General features: G+C 33.5%; 16 protein-coding genes. 10 read left to right on the forward strand and 6 right to left on the reverse strand.

Annotation, left to right across the window (positions count from 1 at the left end):
- Nucleotides 1–25: 25 nt before the first annotated feature.
- The 5 genes from fbp to D1868_RS01930 are packed head-to-tail and all read left to right on the forward strand — an operon-like array spanning nucleotide 26 to nucleotide 3765.
- Nucleotides 26–1186 (forward strand): fructose-1,6-bisphosphate aldolase/phosphatase, encoded by a 1161-nt coding sequence (gene fbp / locus D1868_RS01910; RefSeq protein ID WP_156005093.1) that lies wholly within the window; start codon nucleotides 26–28, stop codon nucleotides 1184–1186.
- Between the two features lie 45 nt (nucleotides 1187–1231).
- Nucleotides 1232–1462, forward strand: coding sequence for a 30S ribosomal protein S17e (locus D1868_RS01915; RefSeq protein ID WP_156005095.1), 231 nt, complete (start codon nucleotides 1232–1234; stop codon nucleotides 1460–1462).
- A gap of 3 nt (nucleotides 1463–1465) precedes the next feature.
- The gene (urm1, locus tag D1868_RS01920; RefSeq protein ID WP_156005097.1) at nucleotides 1466–1729 is read left to right on the forward strand and encodes a Urm1-like protein; all 264 of its coding nucleotides are present in this window, start codon (nucleotides 1466–1468) and stop codon (nucleotides 1727–1729) included.
- A gap of 53 nt (nucleotides 1730–1782) precedes the next feature.
- Complete coding sequence (locus D1868_RS01925; protein WP_156005098.1) at nucleotides 1783–2124, forward strand: hypothetical protein; 342 nt, start codon at nucleotides 1783–1785, stop codon at nucleotides 2122–2124.
- An 18-nt stretch (nucleotides 2125–2142) separates the two neighbouring features.
- Entirely contained in the window at nucleotides 2143–3765 is a 1623-nt protein-coding gene (locus D1868_RS01930; protein ID WP_156005099.1) for a DNA-translocating ATPase CedD, read from the forward strand.
- Here D1868_RS01930 and thsB read toward each other — a convergent pair.
- Both thsB and D1868_RS01940 read right to left on the reverse strand, forming a co-directional pair.
- Nucleotides 3762–5423, reverse strand: coding sequence for a thermosome subunit beta (thsB, locus tag D1868_RS01935; RefSeq protein WP_156005100.1), 1662 nt, complete (start codon nucleotides 5421–5423; stop codon nucleotides 3762–3764). The genes D1868_RS01930 and thsB overlap by 4 nt on opposite strands.
- Before the next feature lie 68 nt (nucleotides 5424–5491).
- On the reverse strand, nucleotides 5492–6106 hold the full coding sequence (locus tag D1868_RS01940; protein WP_156005101.1) for a TFIIB-type zinc ribbon-containing protein: 615 nt from the start codon (nucleotides 6104–6106) through the stop codon (nucleotides 5492–5494).
- A 64-nt stretch (nucleotides 6107–6170) separates the two neighbouring features.
- On the opposite strand from D1868_RS01940, the gene D1868_RS01945 reads away from it, so the two are divergent.
- From D1868_RS01945 to psmB, 3 genes are read left to right on the forward strand one after another with little or no spacing between them, the layout of a single operon-like run.
- The gene (locus D1868_RS01945; RefSeq protein ID WP_156005102.1) at nucleotides 6171–6473 is read left to right on the forward strand and encodes a ribonuclease BN; all 303 of its coding nucleotides are present in this window, start codon (nucleotides 6171–6173) and stop codon (nucleotides 6471–6473) included.
- On the forward strand, nucleotides 6460–7761 hold the full coding sequence (hisS, locus tag D1868_RS01950) for a histidine--tRNA ligase (RefSeq protein ID WP_156005103.1): 1302 nt from the start codon (nucleotides 6460–6462) through the stop codon (nucleotides 7759–7761). Before D1868_RS01945 ends, hisS begins: the two co-directional genes overlap by 14 nt.
- A 37-nt stretch (nucleotides 7762–7798) precedes the next feature.
- Nucleotides 7799–8392 carry an archaeal proteasome endopeptidase complex subunit beta gene (psmB, locus tag D1868_RS01955; protein ID WP_156005104.1) on the forward strand — a complete coding sequence of 198 codons (594 nt, stop codon included), beginning with the start codon at nucleotides 7799–7801 and terminating at the stop codon, nucleotides 8390–8392.
- Between the two features lie 27 nt (nucleotides 8393–8419).
- On the opposite strand, the gene D1868_RS01960 is transcribed toward psmB, so the two are convergent.
- On the reverse strand, nucleotides 8420–8806 hold the full coding sequence (locus D1868_RS01960; protein WP_156005105.1) for a DNA-directed RNA polymerase subunit G: 387 nt from the start codon (nucleotides 8804–8806) through the stop codon (nucleotides 8420–8422).
- Nucleotides 8807–8863: 57 nt separating this feature from the next.
- Here D1868_RS01960 and D1868_RS01965 point away from each other — a divergent pair, with 57 nt between their 5' ends.
- Entirely contained in the window at nucleotides 8864–9295 is a 432-nt protein-coding gene (locus tag D1868_RS01965) for an Lsm family RNA-binding protein (protein WP_156005106.1), read from the forward strand.
- Nucleotides 9296–9297: 2 nt separating this feature from the next.
- Nucleotides 9298–10791, forward strand: a complete 1494-nt coding sequence (gene tgtA / locus D1868_RS01970) for a tRNA guanosine(15) transglycosylase TgtA (protein WP_156005107.1) — start codon at nucleotides 9298–9300, stop codon at nucleotides 10789–10791.
- Here tgtA and D1868_RS01975 read toward each other — a convergent pair.
- The 3 genes from D1868_RS01975 to D1868_RS01985 are packed head-to-tail and all read right to left on the reverse strand — an operon-like array spanning nucleotide 10735 to nucleotide 13140.
- Nucleotides 10735–11460 (reverse strand): proteasome assembly chaperone family protein, encoded by a 726-nt coding sequence (locus tag D1868_RS01975; protein ID WP_156005108.1) that lies wholly within the window; start codon nucleotides 11458–11460, stop codon nucleotides 10735–10737. The two genes, tgtA and D1868_RS01975, sit on opposite strands and share 57 nt — an antisense overlap.
- Nucleotides 11453–11959: a PUA domain-containing protein gene (locus D1868_RS01980; RefSeq protein ID WP_156005109.1), complete on the reverse strand. Its 507-nt coding sequence runs from the start codon at nucleotides 11957–11959 to the stop codon at nucleotides 11453–11455. Before D1868_RS01980 ends, D1868_RS01975 begins: the two co-directional genes overlap by 8 nt.
- On the reverse strand, nucleotides 11956–13140 hold the full coding sequence (locus D1868_RS01985) for a proteasome-activating nucleotidase (protein ID WP_156005110.1): 1185 nt from the start codon (nucleotides 13138–13140) through the stop codon (nucleotides 11956–11958). Before D1868_RS01985 ends, D1868_RS01980 begins: the two co-directional genes overlap by 4 nt.
- Between the last annotated feature and the right edge of the window lie 31 nt (nucleotides 13141–13171).

Raw genomic sequence — 13171 nt, forward strand, 5'->3', positions numbered from 1 at the left:
TATATCGTTTAAGTATTAAGGCATGATGAGAACTACTATAAGTGTTATAAAAGCAGATATTGGAAGCTTAGCTGGACATCACGTAGTGCATCCAGACACTATGGCAGCTGCAAGTAAAGTATTAGCGGAAGCAAAAGCTCAGGGGATTTTAATAGATTATTATATTACACACGTAGGTGACGATTTACAATTAATAATGACTCATACTAGAGGAGAATTAGACCCGAAAGTCCACGAAACAGCTTGGAATGCCTTTAAAAAAGCAGCGGAAGTGGCAAGGGATTTAGGCTTATACGCAGCAGGTCAAGATCTTCTATCAGATTCATTCTCTGGTAATATTAGAGGTTTAGGGCCAGGTGTTGCAGAAATGGAAATTGAAGAAAGAGTTTCGGAACCGATAGCTATATTTATGGCTGATAAGACTGAGCCCGGTGCTTTTAACTTACCTCTGTATAAAATGTTTGCTGATCCTTTCAATACACCAGGGTTAGTTATAGATCCTACAATGCACAACGGGTTCAAATTTGAGGTTCTAGATGTATATGAGGGAGAAGCAGTAACTTTAACTGCTCCTCAAGAATTATATGATCTATTAGCATTAATTGGCACACCAGCTAGATATGTAATTAGAAGAATATATAGAAATGATGATAATTTATTAGCTGCAGTAGTGGCTATAGAAAGACTTAACTTGATAGCAGGAAAATATGTTGGGAAGGACGACCCAGTTACAATAGTTAGGTTACAGCACGGTTTACCTGCACTTGGTGAAGCACTTGAAGCGTTCTCATTTCCTCATTTAGTTCCTGGTTGGATGAGAGGTAGTCACTACGGCCCTTTAATGCCTGTATCGCAAAGAGATGCTAGAGCTACTAGATTTGACGGTCCTCCAAGGCTAGTAGGTCTAGGATTTAACGTAAAGAACGGTAAGTTAGTAGGTCCGAGCGATCTGTTCGATGATCCTGCATTTGATGAGGCAAGAAGATTAGCAAATGTTATAGCAGATTATATGAGAAGACACGGCCCATTCATGCCCCACAGATTAGAGCCTACAGAGATGGAGTATACAACGTTACCTTTAATTCAAGAGAAGTTAAGACCGAGGTTTAAGAAAGAGGCAGACATGTATAAGACGAAAGAAAGTATATATACTAAAGGTAAATCGAGTGGAGAAACACATGATTAACTTTTTCTTTCTTAGTACTTTTTAACACTATGGAGGTAAATTAACGTGGGAAATGTTTATACGAAAGACATAAAGAGAGTTGCTCAAGAATTATATGAGAAATTTAAGGATCAAGTTACAGCAGATTTTTACTTAAATAAGAAATTGGTTGACATGTACGTGGATGTTCAATCCAAAAAGGTAAAGAATAGAATAGCAGGGTATTTAACTAGATTTGCTAAATTAAGTAAAGAACAAGCCACTAAAGAAGTGGCCGAAGAGGAAAGTGAAGAGTAGAGCATGAAATTAACTATAATTTTTAGGGGACCTTTAGCCGTCACTTTAGGCAATGAGAAAATAGAATATAATGGCGAGGAGAAGTCTATAATCGAGGTTATAAAGAAACTAGATAATAATAAAGGTATTTTATATGATTATAAATTAAAAAATATTAAATCTGGATATATAATACTAGTTAATGGCAAAGATTACAGATTATTAGAAGATAATAAAATAAAAGACGGAGACATTATAGAAATAATTCCGATAAATCATGGTGGTTAAAAATAACAGTCAAGGTCATTAAATTGAATAGTTCTATTAACGATATTAAGTCTTTGGTTAAATATGAAAACGATTGTGTCTCCCAAATATTGCCTTATCTACCTAGCGATATAGAGTTAGAACAAGCTTGTGAGGTATTTATGTACTTGTTATCCAAAGATGAGATAAAGAAAAGATTTAAGTCACTACCACTACTCTTTCTCCTTCTTTTAACTCATGATAGAAATATCAATGAGGCTTTAAGTAAAGTAAAATCTGAAAATGAAAAAGTAGAGGTTGTATATCAAATTATATGCTGTAAGGATAGGGAGAACAAAGAGTTTAAAATACGTTCAAGAGAGGACAGAATAAAATTGTCAATAAACGCAATACATTCAATGGAGTGGCTCTCTTAAATTTTAACATTCTATGTCATGAATAGTAGAGTTTTTTCTCCAGTTCTTATGGCTGTGGGTATTCTAATTCTGGTTAATTCACTTCACATAATTAATATTTCAATAATTTATTTACTACTAATATCTGGAATTGTAGGTATTTTATTGCTAATTACAACTAAACTGAACTATCATAAGGTTAAAGACGTAATAGTTAGAGCCGAAGTTAAAGGCTCTATACATAGGATTAAGTACAACTCCAAGGAATTCGTTTACGTTTCATTTAAAATAATTGGTAAGGAGACGGGTAATCAGATCGACTACTCAAAAGAGATTTCCCAAGCTATAGAGGTTATTAAAAGGCATAAAGAACGTAAGGTTAATGTAGCTATTTTAACTACTCTAGACCCTTTTCCTGGAAGTGGATTCATTTTTTATAGAGAGGTTCAAAACGATTACGATGAGACAGACTTCATTACACAAGTTTTAAGTTTAAAAAATGTAGTAGAAAGCATTGCTCCTCATATCTCCTTAGAACCTGTATCCATTAACGATAGTGTTTTTTTGCCATTTCCTAAAGTGATGGGTAGTGTAGTCTTTTCAGGTCATATTTTTTATAAAAGATTTAGCGTTGAAGAATCCGATTTCTTGGATTATAAGTATGATATCGAGATAGGAAAAACGATAGATAATTATCAGATTCCTGTAGGGTTTTTGTCATCAGATGTGTTTAAACATATTGCAATATTTGGTGCTACTGGAAGTGGCAAAACACACACTGCTTCAGTGATAGCTAAGGAGTTATTTGATAAAGGATTTAATGTAGTAGTATTAGACTGGCATGGTGAATATAAGAATTACTTATCTGATTTTAACTACTATGGTAAAGATAATATTATTCCGCTTAATCCTATAGCTTATGAAGAGCAAGACACTGAAGATATAATAGAGATAACAAAAGAAGCACTAGAGTTAACCGAACCGCAGACATTTCTAATGTACTTGGTATTAGAGCAACTAAAACGAGTTAGAAGGCTTGACTCTACTTCTTTAAAGCTAATTCTAGAATCAATAAACGCTGAATCATACATGATTAGAGATATAAAATTTGCATTAGGCAGAAAATTGTACGTTTTAACTACTCCACAAGGTAGGAAGTTATTTTCAATAGATGGGGGTGACTCATTTATCGATTTAGGAGAGAGATTAAAAGGAGGGAATATTATAGATCTAAGTACTATATATAACATAAAGTTGAGAAGATTATATGCGTTATATTTAATGAAATTTTTATTCGAATATTACCAGAGATTCAGGGATCCAGACAAAAAGGCTGTTATAATTGTTGAGGAGGCTCAAAATTATTTTAATGGTAATAATGAGATATTGAAAAGGGCATTACAAGAAATTCGAAAATTCAACATAGGCTTATGTATAGTATCACAATCTCCTTCTAGTGTAGATCCAGAGGTTATGAAAAATACTAGTATAAAGATTATTCATTCTATTAAATCCAACTTAGATAAGAAGATAATATCAGATTCGATAGGCTTAGATAAAGAACAAATTAATATATTAGACAAATTAGATATAGGAGAAGCTGTTTTCATAGCTCCTAACATAAGGAAAAATATATTAATTAAAATTAAAAAAATCGGTTAGTCTTCTTCGGAGGGCTTACTTTCTCCTCCTTTTTCTCCTCCTTTACTTTCACTCTTCTTACCAGCAGCTATTAAGTCGTCTATTCTTAAGATTAATGTAGCAGCTTCTGTAGCAGCTTTTATAGCATTAATCTTAACTAGTGCCGGTTCAATTACTCCTAGCCTCCACATATCTTCTATCTGTCCAGTGTAAACGTTAATTCCCACCCACTTATTTGTTTCATTCTCGTGAGCACTTCTTAACTTTACTATTAGGTCTATTGGATCGTATCCGCCGTTCTCTATGAGTATCATAACTAAGCTCTCTAATGCGTTAGCATAAGCTTCAATGGCTAGTTGCTCTTTTCCGCCAACTTGAGGAGCGTACTTCCTTAATCTCTTTGCTATCTCTATTTCTACTGCTCCTCCACCGGCTACAGCTCTACCATCTCTTATCACATCCGCTACAGTACCTAGTGCGTCTCTTAAAGCTCTTTCAGTCTCGTCAACTACTCTTTCTAAACCTCCTCTGATCAATATGCTTACGGCCTTGGGGTTCTTTGCTCCTTCAACGAATACCATTTTATCCTCTCCTACTTTCCTCTCTTCAACAAGTGCAGCATATCCTAAGTCTTGAGGTGTTAGTTCGTCAATGTTAGACACAACTCTACCTCCAGTGGCTCTTGCTAGTTTTTCTAGGTCACTCTTCTTAGCTCTCCTTACTGCAAGAATTCCTTTCTTAGCTAAATAGTGCTGAGCTACTTCATCGATGCCTTTCTGGCATATAACAACGTTAGCGCCAGTTTGGGCTATTTTCTCAACTTTCTCTTTGAGTATGTTTTCTTCTTCTTCTAGGAACTTCTGCATTTGAGTTGGGTCATTAATTCTAATTTCAGCGTCAAGCTCAGGCTTTTCGACCTCTAGTGAGGCGTCTAGCAAAGCTATTTTAGCGTTTTCAACTCTCTTAGGCATTCCAGGATGTACTACTTCTTTATCAACTACAATACCGTACACTATTTGCGTATCATTTATACTTCCGCCATGTTTCTTTACTATTTGTATGTTATCTAGATCAACGTACCACTTATTTCCTCTTAACTCGGCTACCTGAGTTACAGCCTTTACTACTATGTCTGCTAAGTACTCTCTTGCACCGGCTACAGCCTTACTATATAAAGATGTTATTGCTACCTTTCTTAGAATGTCAGTATCGTTTATTGAGACACTGGTAGCAATTTCTTGTATTGTTTTCAAAGCTTGTTCTTCAGCTTTCTTAAATCCGCTGACAATTATCGTTGGATGAATTTCCTTATATAATAGTTCTTCAGCTTTTTTAACTAACTCTCCTGCTAATATTACAGCTGTCTTAGTACCGTCTGCAGTTTCCTCGTCTTGCCCTTTTGCTATCTGTACTAGGAGCTTAGCGGCTGGGTGTTGTAGATCCATTTTGTCTAGTATGGTAGCGCCATCATTAGTAATTGTTATATCGCCTAGGCTGTCTACTAGCATTTTATCCATTCCTCTAGGTCCATAAGTAGTCTTCAAGGCTTCTTCTACTGCTTTTACAGCAGCTATGTTTATTCTTAGTGCCTCTTTACCATAAGTTCTACTTGATCCTTCCTTTAATATTATAACTGGGATACCTTCAGGAGTGGTTGCTACTGTAGCTGTGGATGCCATACCCTTTATCACCTGTTCGTTTTTCCATTAGAAGAGGTTATATAAAAATTTTTCTCAAAGCTATTTCCTTATTGATTGGTTAACCTCTCAGATATCATGCTATGTTCTGCCTTAGAAAATAGTTCTTCAATTTTACTCCTTATAATAGCACGTTCTTTAGATTTAACGGTAGATAAAATTTTTCTAAAGTATTTCTTACTAATACCAAGCATAGGTTCTATCTTATTAAACAATTCTATATCATAGAAATAAAGAGCTAGGGCTACCTTGTATTTTATGTGCTTATCCTTAAACTTAGGTATCCGATCAATGAAATCATATACTATAAATAATTTCTCATTATTTTCTATATATTTTAAAGATATAAGCGAGGATTCTCTTATTATACTTCCGTTATAAAATATTAATTTTTCTTCGAAATTTTTTCTAGATTTTTTCACTCTATTTACCTTTATATTTATATCTAATATCTTGTTTGTTTTACTTATAAAATTTGATGATTTATTTAAGAAAATTTCTTGTGGTGTAATGTATTTACTGCTAGATATATTTTCTATTTCATAATCATTATATGCGCTTTGATCAAAAATTTGATCCACTACCAGTCCGCAACTACTACACACGATTACGCCGTTCTTATAATCCCATACTAAGTTTTTACTTTTACAGTATGGACATTCCATAGGATATTACATGCCTCTACATTATACTTTTTAGTTAGTTCTAAAACTAAGAATACTGACTCAGATGACAGAAAATAATGATATTGATAAATTTATAGTTATTAATGATTTAAAACAAAGGGGCAAGAAGGGAAAAATCTCTGGAAAATATATTTATTTAGAATCTGGGAGTAGGAAATATATAATTAAGACTTTAAATGAGAATAACAAAGTTAGCGTAAAAGAGATAGAAGATTTTGTAGAATTTTCCTCGAAAGTAGATAAGGAAAGTGTAATAGCTATAGTTGATAAATACGGGGATGTAAGTTACTATTTTTTGTCAGAAATAAAATTAAATAAGAAGGGGGGAAGTGTTGATATCATATGAACCCATAAGAGGAATGAAAGATTATTACGGGAAAGAACTAGAGAAGATTAAGTTCATCGAAAATACTTTCAGAGAAATTGTGACTAAAGCTGGTTACTCAGAAATTTATACTCCAGTAGTAGAAGAGTTTGAACTGTTCTCACTAAAAGGTGGTGAAGAGTTAAGAAATACGATGTACGTATTCAAGGATAAAGCAGGTAGAGAAGTAGCACTAAGGCCTGAGTTTACTCCTAGTGTAGTTAGAGCTTATCTAAACGGAATGCAACATCTTCCAAAACCCCTCAGACTGTTCTATATTGGAACAGTATATAGGTATGATGAACCTCAATATGGTAGGTATAGAGAGTTTAGGCAAGCAGGGATCGAACTTATAGGATCTAGTAACATATTATCCGATATTGAAGTTCTTAACTTATTGATTGAAGTCTATTCTTCTTTAGGTTTGATTAATGAAATAGAAATTAAAATTAATAATATTGCAATTTACAGAAAGATTTTTAATAATATGAATATTGACGAAAGTAAACAAGAGCATATTCTCCACTTAATAGACAAGGGTAGAAAAGACGAAGCTATAAAGGAATTACGTGGATCCGAATTTACAAGTTTAATACAATATTTATTAGAGCAAAATAAAATGGACGAGAATTCTTATGAAGAAGTAATAAAAGAGGTCTCTAAATATGAATATTTAGGGCTTAAAGAGGAGATAGAAAGAATAAGAATTATTAATAATATAATAAGTGAATTAAAAGTAAAGACAAAGGTTGATTTAGGGTTTGTAAGAGGTTTAGCATATTATACTGGAGTTATTTTTGAAGTTACACATCCTAAAGTTCCATTTAGTATTGCTGGAGGAGGACGATATGATGGATTAATAGAACTATACGGAGGAAATGATACGCCAGCAATAGGTTTTGCTGTGGGGATAGAAAGGACATCTCTCGTGTTAAATTCTGTAATATCACAAAAGTCGCCTAAAAAAGGCGTATTGATTATACTTTCTGAGGACAGAAGCAACAATAATTATGACGAAGGCATTATATCTTACGGACTTAAAACTCTTGAAAAACTGAGGCGTTTGGGTCTTGTAACAACGTTAAACCTAAAAGAACAGTCGTTATCTAAATTAATTCCTTCATACTTGGAAGAAGGATATTCTTTCTTGGTAATAATAGGTAGAAAAGAATTTGAGGAAAGAAAAGTCACTATTAAAAACCTAGAAAACAAAACTCAGGTAACGGTACCAGAAAGTAACATAGAGGATTATGTTAAGCAAATAATTTAAGTGATAAAAGGGTTTTGTTGAATAGGGTTATTTTGTTATGGAGGAATTACCTGCGACTGCTTTAGGTGTGAGATTAAGTGATAGCATAATTCTTGCAGGAGAAAGAAGGCTAAGTTATGGAAGCTTTGTATTAAGTAGGTCTGCCAAGAAAGTGTTTAAAATAGGTCGTTTTGGAATAGCTGGTGCAGGAATAATAGGAGATGTACAAACGTTAACAAGGATTATGGACGTTGAAATACGATATTATGAAATGTATAATAATAGAAAAATCAGCACTAAAGCTGCAGCTCAATTATTATCAGTGATCTTATACCAGAATAAATGGATGCCATACATTTCAGAACTATTATTTGGAGGGTTTGACGAAGACGGACCGAAAATGTATATACTAGATCCTATAGGGTCATTAATAGAAGATGATTACGCTGCGGTAGGATCTGGGGCAAGAGTAGCGATTGGTGTTTTAGAAAGTGAGTATAAACCGAACCTATCAATAGACAAGGCTAAGGAAATAGTAATAAAAGCTATGAAAGCTTCTATAGAGAGAGATGTAACATCTGGAGATGGTATAGATTTACTTATAATTAAAAAAGGAGAAATTAATGAAGAATTTATAAAGATAGTGGAGTAGATATTTATCTTAATTATTTAAAAATATTTAGCTTCTCTTTATACAATAATATACATGATCCATCATTTTAAACAAGTTTTCCTTTATTAAGCCCAAGTTTTTGGAAGAAATTTTAACTATTAATCCGTATAGTGAGATTTGATCTAAAATTGTGCCGTCATCTTGTAGTTTCTCATAGAAGAGATAACCGTGAGCACAAAAATCTTTTTCAGTATATGAAGGTTTCTCAATCGATATTTCTACTGTAACTTTTTCTCCCTCCTTGAATAGATTTATTTCCTCTACTATATCAGTCTCAATTACTATATTTTGTTCACATTCAAGTTTTAGAATTAATAAGTTCTTTAAGTTACCGCGTTCAATCTTGCTAGTCGTACAAGAGAGGTACAGCTTACCTGGCTGTATAGACTGCATATTTCTAATTGAAATGCTGGATTAAATATTATTAACCATTTTGAGATACGTATGGATATGAGCAGTAGAAGAGTAAGTGGAGATCTAAACACTTTAATCGATAAAACTATAATTGTAAAACTATCTAATAATAAGACATATTCTGGAGTTTTAAGCTCTTTCGAACTGTCTCCGTTTATGATATCATTAACAAACGCTAAAGATAATGAAAATAACACTTATTATAAAGTAATAATAAACGGTTCATTGATTACTGAGATCTTAGTCAAAAATGCACCGATTTTTGATCCTAGGGAATTTGCTGAACTAGTAGCAAAAGAATTAAACATCAGAACAGCAGATATTAAAGTCTATGAAGAAGCTGGCATAGTGACTATTCTAGACAAAATAAAAGTATCTGAAAACGGAGTAGAAGGAAGTGGACCCCTAGCCCAAAAAGTGTATGACATTTACAATAGTTATGTTGAAAAGAAAAAGAAAGGAGCATAAAGATGGTAGGAGAATTTGAAATAAAAGATGAGGATCTAGCTGGTAGAATAGGAGTACTTAATACAAGGCACGGAAATATTGAGACTCCAGTTTTTTTCCCTGTGATAAATCCTTTAAAATCTGAGATAACAATAGAAGATATAAAGAGTGTAGGATTTAACAATATAATAACTAATGCTTATTTACTTAAGAAGAATTTTAATCTTAAGTCTTCAATTCATGAGTTTTTTAAATTCAATGGAGTAATTATGACTGACTCAGGTGCATATCAGATATTACAATATGGTCAAGTAAACGTTACCAATAAAGAAATCGTAGAGTATGAAAACACCATAAAACCGGATATTGCTGTAATTTTAGATGTACCAACTGGAGATGTAAGAAGTGAAGAAGAGGCTAAGTACACTGTGGAAGAGACTATAAATAGGGTTAATGAGTCCTTATCTTACATAAAGAACTCCTTAGATGAAATCATATGGGTTTATCCTATCCAAGGTGGTAGATATCTCAACTTGTTATCTTACTCAGCCAGGTATTCTCTAAAGATCGATGAATTTAAAATTCTTGCATTAGGTAGTCCCACTGTTTTAATGCAAAGATATGATTATATTCCCTTAATAGATATGATATATACTGCAAAGTCAAACGTAACTAGAGGTAAAGTATTCCACTTGTTTGGAGGTGGACTCCCTCATATAATGCCATTTGCTGTCGCATTAGGTGTTGACTCTTTTGATTCAGCTTCATATATTTTATACGCTAGGGATAATAGATACATGACTAGGGACAGAGTATATCGTTTAGAAGAACTAGACTACTTTCCTTGCTCATGTCCAGTATGTACTCGATATACGCCTAAAGACCTTCTAGAAATTGATCAAAAATCACGAACTAGGCTTTTAGCTCTTCACAATCTTTACGTAATTAAAGAAGAGATTAATGCTATAAAACAATCTATAAAAGAAGGAAGACTCTATGAGTACCTTCAACAAAAGGCTTTTTCGCATCCAAGGGTTTATGACGCTTTTAAATCCTTATTAAAATACTCCGAATATTTGGAAAAATTTGATCCAAGAACTAAAGGGGAAATAAAGGGTATATTTCTCTATAATAAAGATTCTTTAGAGAGACCCGAAATAAAAAGGCATCAGTTGAGGTTAAAGGAAATTATTTCACTAAAGTTATCAGAGCATAAAAAAATCGTTATAACATGTGAGGATTCTTACAACAGTTCAGATCCTAATATAGGAGTATATTTATTCAATCCTTTCTATGGACTTATACCATATGAATTAAGGGAGACCTTTCCTTATTCTCAACACGAAATGCCTAAGATAATAGATGAGGAAGTTCTTCAAGATACTAAGAAGAGAGTTAAAGAATTTCTGAATACTTTAAAGGACGAAGACATTACGTTATCAATAGTTGGATGTGAAAAATTACATATAAACTCTTCCAGAGACGTTCCTATTAAGTTCTTTCTGGATCAGTTCTAGTTGTTTTTGAAGTTCTTCCTCTATCTTTTTAGCGTCTTCATATAGTTCTCCTACGTCTATCTTCATATTAAAGATTCTACCTACCTCTTCAACCGCTATAGCCGCAGCTGCAGGGTCTATTCTGTCTCTATCAGCATATGGTAGTAATATAGTAGCGGGTAAATCCTCGATCTCTGAATATATAGTAAATAGCGCCAGTGGTCCAATCATTAATAACTGTTTCTCCATCATCGGGTAACTTAGGTTTAGCTGACTTTTTGAAGTCTTAAGCCAACGTAAATTACAGTTAGAGGTTCTATATCTTTTATCGAGACCTCCTATTAAGATAACGTTAGTCACGTTTAGTTTTTTCAGCCATTTTACTATTGTTTCTGAAAATTCATTAGCTTCTCTCTGTAAAGGTAATAAATGGCTTAAGAGAACTAAAAGGTGGTTCTTATCATCATAAAATAGTTCAAAAGGGGTAGCTATCCCGTACTCATCTAGAAAAGTGACATCACGTAAATATTTAGTAAGTACAAATCCAACTCTTTTCATTCCTAGTTTTAAGGCAATGTATCTAGTAGCTATATATCCGACTTCTCCTAATGTTCTAAAACCTGTTATGAAGTTAACTCCTTTTAACTGATCCTCATTAATTCCTTTAAGTACAATCTTGATATTATTCATCTTTTACCTCCCTCTTAACAATTACAGCAATACCCCTTTTATAATGTTTTACTTCCTCTCCCGATACTCTCGCCCTTCCGATAGCCAACAGTTCATCATCTTCGTTAACAACGAGTACTTCATCTCCAGCCCTTATACTCTCGTCTGCTTCCAATACGAATTTACAGAAAACATTTCTACCTTCTTTTATGAATTGTGATATATCATTAAGGACTACAAACCTAAACTTAGGTTTATCACTACACTTTTTTATGATTTGTCCGCTTATTTCAGTTAAAGAAAATAAATAATCCTGTGCCCTTAAGACTAAGAATAATCTAAGGTTATGATCTAAAATATTACGGATTTTATTCGTAGCCATTGAATACTGTATAAAAAATTTCTCATTAGGTGGAAATAAACAATCTGCTATTGTGGAAGAAAACTGATAAGACGCTATAGTTTTTAACTTTCTAATTTCCGCATAAGATGCTGGCTTAGCTTGGGTTAAGTTAATCATACATACTTTTCAGCTCTCTCTGAGATTTTATTTTTGAATCTGCTTTTTTTCACTTTAGTTATTGCACCGATTATATCATTATAAGTTACAAACTTTCTTCCGTCTCGTATAGCATTATACCCAGCCTCAGTACATATGTTTTTAATATCAGCTCCGCTCAAACCTTCTGTTAATTTAGCTAACTCCGAATAATCTATTGTTGAGTCCACTTTCATTTTAGACAAGTAAATCTTGAATATTTCTTCTCTTCCTCTAAGATCTGGTAACGGAACCTCTATTAGTCTGTCAAATCTACCTGGTCTAAGTAATGCAGGGTCTAATATGTCAATTCTGTTAGTAGCTGCTATTATCTTAACATTATCAAGAGGTTTAAATCCATCTATTTCAGCTAAGAGTTGCATTAATGTCCTCTGAACTTCTCTCTCCCCGCTAGTTCCCATATCTATCCTTTTAGCACCTATGGCATCTATTTCGTCTATAAATACGATTGCTGGTGCTTTTCTCCTAGCTAACTCAAATACTTCCCTTACAATTCTAGCTCCTTCTCCAACGAATTTTTGAGCGAATTCAGATGCAACAACTTGTATGAATGTTGCGTTACTTTCAGTAGCAACTGCTTTAGCTAGCATTGTTTTACCTGTCCCAGGCGGACCGTAGAGTAAAACTCCTTTAGGCGGCTCTATTCCTATTTCCTTAAATAACTCTGGATTTTTTAACGGCATTTCGACTACTTCTCTTAACTCCTGGATTTGGGCCTCTAATCCACCTATATCTGAGTAATGAATGCTAGGTTTCTCAATGACCTCAAAGGATTTTACTAATACATCCTCTCTATTGGGTAAAATTTCAACAATCGCAGATCCTCTTTGAGTTAATGCAACTGATATGCCAGGCTTTATTTTCTTTATATCTATAGACGAAGTCACATTCACTACTAAATTAGGACCCGAAGAACTTCTTACTATTACTCTCCCATCCGGTAAGACGTCTAGTACAGTAGCTTCGATGTAAGGAGGTGCTAGTAATTTTTCTAACTCTCCTTTATACCAGTTAAGATCTTGCCTTAATTTTTCTAACTCTTTGGTAAGAGATTCTATCTTTTCTTCAAGAAGTCTCACAATGGCATCATCATTATTATTAGAATAATTGCGAGACTTATAGCTATCAATTTCTCCTGACAACTGACCTCAGTATTATTATTGATTAAAAACC

It is taken from the genome of Stygiolobus azoricus (assembly GCF_009729035.1).
Classification (GTDB): Archaea; Thermoproteota; Thermoprotei_A; order Sulfolobales; family Sulfolobaceae; genus Stygiolobus; species Stygiolobus azoricus.

What these genes read in the sequence shown, in the direction of transcription:
- D1868_RS01960 (WP_156005105.1), bottom strand. Translation starts at nt 8,806, where the DNA reads ATGCAGTCTATACAGCCAGGTAAGCTGTACCTCTCTTGTACGACTAGC.
- D1868_RS01975 (WP_156005108.1), bottom strand. Translation starts at nt 11,460, where the DNA reads ATGAATAATATCAAGATTGTACTTAAAGGAATTAATGAGGATCAGTTA.
- D1868_RS01940 (WP_156005101.1), bottom strand. Translation starts at nt 6,106, where the DNA reads ATGGAATGTCCATACTGTAAAAGTAAAAACTTAGTATGGGATTATAAG.
- fbp (WP_156005093.1), top strand. Translation starts at nt 26, where the DNA reads ATGAGAACTACTATAAGTGTTATAAAAGCAGATATTGGAAGCTTAGCT.
- thsB (WP_156005100.1), bottom strand. Translation starts at nt 5,423, where the DNA reads ATGGCATCCACAGCTACAGTAGCAACCACTCCTGAAGGTATCCCAGTT.
- urm1 (WP_156005097.1), top strand. Translation starts at nt 1,466, where the DNA reads ATGAAATTAACTATAATTTTTAGGGGACCTTTAGCCGTCACTTTAGGC.
- D1868_RS01930 (WP_156005099.1), top strand. Translation starts at nt 2,143, where the DNA reads ATGAATAGTAGAGTTTTTTCTCCAGTTCTTATGGCTGTGGGTATTCTA.
- tgtA (WP_156005107.1), top strand. Translation starts at nt 9,298, where the DNA reads ATGGTAGGAGAATTTGAAATAAAAGATGAGGATCTAGCTGGTAGAATA.
- psmB (WP_156005104.1), top strand. Translation starts at nt 7,799, where the DNA reads ATGGAGGAATTACCTGCGACTGCTTTAGGTGTGAGATTAAGTGATAGC.
- D1868_RS01965 (WP_156005106.1), top strand. Translation starts at nt 8,864, where the DNA reads ATGAGCAGTAGAAGAGTAAGTGGAGATCTAAACACTTTAATCGATAAA.
- D1868_RS01980 (WP_156005109.1), bottom strand. Translation starts at nt 11,959, where the DNA reads ATGATTAACTTAACCCAAGCTAAGCCAGCATCTTATGCGGAAATTAGA.
- D1868_RS01945 (WP_156005102.1), top strand. Translation starts at nt 6,171, where the DNA reads ATGACAGAAAATAATGATATTGATAAATTTATAGTTATTAATGATTTA.